This window comes from Mesorhizobium sp. M5C.F.Ca.IN.020.32.2.1 (assembly GCF_004023105.1).
Taxonomy (GTDB): Bacteria; Pseudomonadota; Alphaproteobacteria; order Rhizobiales; family Rhizobiaceae; genus Mesorhizobium; species Mesorhizobium wenxiniae.
On record NZ_RZSX01000676.1, the window covers coordinates 1 to 3,602 of the forward strand.

Genomic DNA, 3,602 nt, shown 5'->3' on the forward strand with positions numbered 1-3,602 from the left:
GGGCCGGATCGAAAGCGTTGAGCGTCGGGCCGAACACGGTGTTGTAGGTGTTGGAACCAAGGCCGAATTCGGGAACGTTGGTCTTGCCGATGATGATGGCGCCGGCCTTGCGGACGCGTTCGACGAAGAAATCGTCTTCCTGCGGCACGAAATCGGCGAAGATCGGCGAGCCGAAGCTGGTTCTGAGGCCCTTGGTCTGCGCGAGATCCTTTATCGCGATCGGCAGGCCGAACAGCGATCCGGCATCTCCTCCTCGCGCCAGATGGCTGTCCGCCCTGTCGGCCTCGCGCAGGATGTCGCCGCGCTCGCGCAGCGAGACGATGGCGTTGACCAGCGGGTTCACTTCGTCGACTCGATCGAGGAATGCCGCCACCACCTCGCGCACCGACAACTGCCGGCGCCGGATCGCGTCGGCAAGATCCACGGCGGACAGGCGGCAGATATCGCCGGCGGGCGGCACGGCATGTTTTGTGGCCGGACGCATGGCTCTTACCTAGCTGGCGGATTTTGTAGTGCCGCGTCGACTTCCTTCGCCAGCGGTATCGCCGGCTGGGCGCCGGGTTTCAGGCAAGCCAGCGAACCAGCGGCTGCGGCACGGGCGAGCGCCTGATCGAGCGGCAGGCCGGATGACAGCCCGGCGGCGAAGTAGCCGCAAAACGTGTCGCCGGCGCCGACCGTGTCGACAGGGGTGATCTTCAGCGCCGGAACCATTAGAAGATCGGCTGGCGTGGCAGCCAGAACGCCGTCACCGCCGAGCGTGACGACGATTGTGCGGCCGGTCTTCCCGGCGTAATCGCGCATCCGCGCCGGGCGATCACGGCCGCTCAGCGACAGCGCCTCGCCATAGAGGTCGAATTCGGTTTCATTGGCGACGACATAGTCGGCCTTGCCGAGGAAGGCGGCCGCCTCGCCACGGAATGGTGCCGTGTTAAGCACGGTGACGGTGCCTGCCGCCCGTGCGACGTCCAGTGCTGCTTCGACAGTCTGAAGCGGGATCTCCTGCTGCAACAGCACGACATCGCCCTTTTTCATGAAAGCCTTGGAAAGGTCGCCTGTCACGACCGAATCATTGGCGCCGGGCACCACGGCAATCACGTTCTCGCCGTCGTCGGCGACCATGATCAATGCCGTGCCGGTCGAGGCGAAGGTCTCGCCGACACCGGACAGGTCGATCTTGCCGTCCCGCAGCAGCGCCAGCGCTTCAGTGGCGAAGGTGTCCTTGCCGACCGCGCCGACCATGCGCACTTTGGCGCCGGCGCGCGCCGCGGCCAGCGCCTGGTTGGCGCCCTTGCCGCCGGGTGCGGTGGTGAAGCCGGAGCCCCGAACCGTCTCGCCCGGTGCGGGCAAGCGGTCGACATTGGCGATTAGATCGAGGTTGATCGAGCCGATAACGATTATCAAGTGGTGCCTCCCTGCTGACGCATCGTGCTTTCCGAAAATCGGAGTCGATTTTTGGAAAGCACGATGCGTAGAAAGTGTTAGAGCGTACTTTCCGAATGGACGCACGTCGCTCTAATTGCGCGGGAAGCTACTCCGTAAGGCCGCTGCTTGCCAGACCGCGCGACATGAACTCGCGCGCTGGCGCCCGAATCTATGGGCGTTTCATCAAGAACCAACCTGTCCCGCTTCCCAGCCAAGGATGGCGCGTTTGCGGGTCAGGCCCCAGTGGTAGCCGGTGAGCGCGCCTGATTTGCCGAGAGCCCGGTGGCACGGCACCACGAAGGACATCGGATTGGCGCCGACCGCGGCACCCACCGCCCGGCTGGCACTCGGTGCGCCGATGCGGGCGGCGATCGAGGAATAGGTGCAGGCCTTGCCCATCGGAATGCGCAGCAGAGCCTCCCAGACGCGGACCTGAAAGTCGGTGCCGATCAAGACGACGCGCAGCGGCTGGTCGGCGCGCCAAAGTGCCGGGTCGAAGATGCGTGCGCCATAGGGCGCCGTCGCGGCCATGTCCTCGACATAGGTTGCGTTCGGCCAGCGGGCGGACATGTCGGCAAAGGCCGCGCGCTCGCCGCCGGCATCGCTGAAGGCGAGGCCGGCAAGCCCACGGTCGGTGACCATGATCAGGGCAATGCCGAAGGGCGAGATGTGGTAGCCGTATCGGATCGTCAGCCCGGCGCCGCGGGTCTTGTAGTCACCCGGCGACATCGCCTCGTGAGTGACGAAAAGGTCGTGCAACCGGCCGGGGCCTGACATGCCGACCTCGAAAGAGGTCTCGAGCAGCGGCATGCCGGAATCGAGCAGTTTGCGCGCGTGGTCTAGCGTGACAGCCTGGAGGAAGGCCTTGGGCGACAGGCCGGCCCAGCGGGTGAAGAGCTTCTGCAGGCCGGTCGGCGTCTCGCCGACTTCCTCGGCCAGTATTTCGAGCGACGGCTGGTCACGGTAGTCAAGGCTGATCTTCTCGATCGCGCGCCGAACAACTTCGTAGTCACCGCCTTCGGGTGTGATGTCTTTCTGAAGGACTGCTGTCCTCTTGAGAGGCATTTGGGCGTTCATGGGACTATCTCCTTGGCCGTGAATATCGGCCTTCGCGGCGCCGATCGCCACCCGAAACTTGCCTTCTTGCCGCTCTTCCCCAGATGGAATTGGCTTCGGGAACGAGCCGATGATGGCTGGCTAAAAGGTGCATCTCCCCAAGGAGAAGGAGACGCTGCTAATCACCGTCTTGACAAGGCACTGGAGACGGCCTCAATCGCTGCTGAAAGACCATTTCGCGGACGAGGCGGTCTGCTCAGCGCGCTTTCGCGGTCGCCAAGGCGCGCGAAAAGGCTGACGCAAAGCTCTCGCGGTCGTCGGGATTGAGGAAACCGCCGATCGGCACATTCTGCCCTTGTGCTTCTACCGCCATCCTGGTGATGCCGATCTCGGCGTGGCGGGCGACCGAAAAACGCGCCCAGAACGGATTGAAGCGATGCGCTTCCGATTTGCCTGACGGCGCGGTCTTGCGGATGTCGAGGCTGGTGCGCGAGACTGACACTTCCTCGCGGGCGCGGGCGGCACGATAATTGGCGCGAAAGGCGATGTAGACGGCAATCACGTCGAAACCGAGGAAGCCGAACACCGGCCAGGCACCGCGCGACAGGAAAAACGCTCCGGTCACCAGCGAGCCGAACAGCAGAGCGCCCATCAGGATGGCAAAGCCGGTTTTGCCCAGCGACCGATGCGGTATCAGCAACGCCTGGAAGAATGGCTCGTCGGCCTCAAATGAGGCGTTTGTGTCGCTCATGACGGGATATTATAGGAAGGGAATGACGAGCCCCAAGCCCAAAAATTCCTCTACACCCAAAAATGAACCGCTCCCCGGCCGACGCGACGGCGCGAACGCCAAACCGCGTGCCCGGCCGGTGCGGTCCTCCTACAGCCCGGCCGAGGTGCACGAGATTTTCCGACGCTTTTCCGTTCAGCGGCCCGAGCCGAAGGGCGAGCTCGAACATGTCAACGCCTTCACGCTGCTGGTGGCGGTGGTGCTTTCGGCACAGGCGACCGATGTCGGCGTCAACAAAGCAACGCGGGCGCTGTTCAAGGTCGCCGACACGCCGCAAAAGATGCTGGCGCTCGGCGAGGCCAAGGTCGGCGAGTATATCCGCACCGTCGGGCTT

The 3,602-nt window shown here is 64.2% G+C and carries 4 protein-coding genes and 1 pseudogene; 1 reads left to right on the forward strand and 4 read right to left on the reverse strand.

What is annotated here, in order from left to right; translation table 11 throughout:
* From EOA86_RS26785 to EOA86_RS26800, 4 genes are all read right to left on the reverse strand, one after another.
* A partial coding sequence (locus EOA86_RS26785) for an amidase family protein (protein WP_245497380.1) occupies window positions 1-484 on the reverse strand: 484 nt, incomplete at its 3' end.
* A 5-nt stretch (window positions 485-489) separates the two neighbouring features.
* Window positions 490-1,401, reverse strand: a complete 912-nt coding sequence (locus EOA86_RS26790; protein WP_128344456.1) for a ribokinase — start codon at window positions 1,399-1,401, stop codon at window positions 490-492.
* Between the two features lie 204 nt (window positions 1,402-1,605).
* On the reverse strand, window positions 1,606-2,499 hold the full coding sequence (locus EOA86_RS26795; protein WP_128344458.1) for a methylated-DNA--[protein]-cysteine S-methyltransferase: 894 nt from the start codon (window positions 2,497-2,499) through the stop codon (window positions 1,606-1,608).
* Between the two features lie 235 nt (window positions 2,500-2,734).
* Window positions 2,735-3,229 carry a DUF2244 domain-containing protein gene (locus EOA86_RS26800; protein WP_127208657.1) on the reverse strand — a complete coding sequence of 165 codons (495 nt, stop codon included), beginning with the start codon at window positions 3,227-3,229 and terminating at the stop codon, window positions 2,735-2,737.
* Between the two features lie 22 nt (window positions 3,230-3,251).
* Here EOA86_RS26800 and EOA86_RS26805 point away from each other — a divergent pair.
* Window positions 3,252-3,602 (forward strand): annotated as a pseudogene (locus tag EOA86_RS26805) (endonuclease III); the annotation flags it as partial.

Bases quoted from the DNA above. Each gene is read 5' to 3' on its own strand.
- EOA86_RS26795 (WP_128344458.1), bottom strand. From the start codon at position 2,499: ATGAACGCCCAAATGCCTCTCAAGAGGACAGCAGTCCTTCAGAAAGAC.
- EOA86_RS26800 (WP_127208657.1), bottom strand. From the start codon at position 3,229: ATGAGCGACACAAACGCCTCATTTGAGGCCGACGAGCCATTCTTCCAG.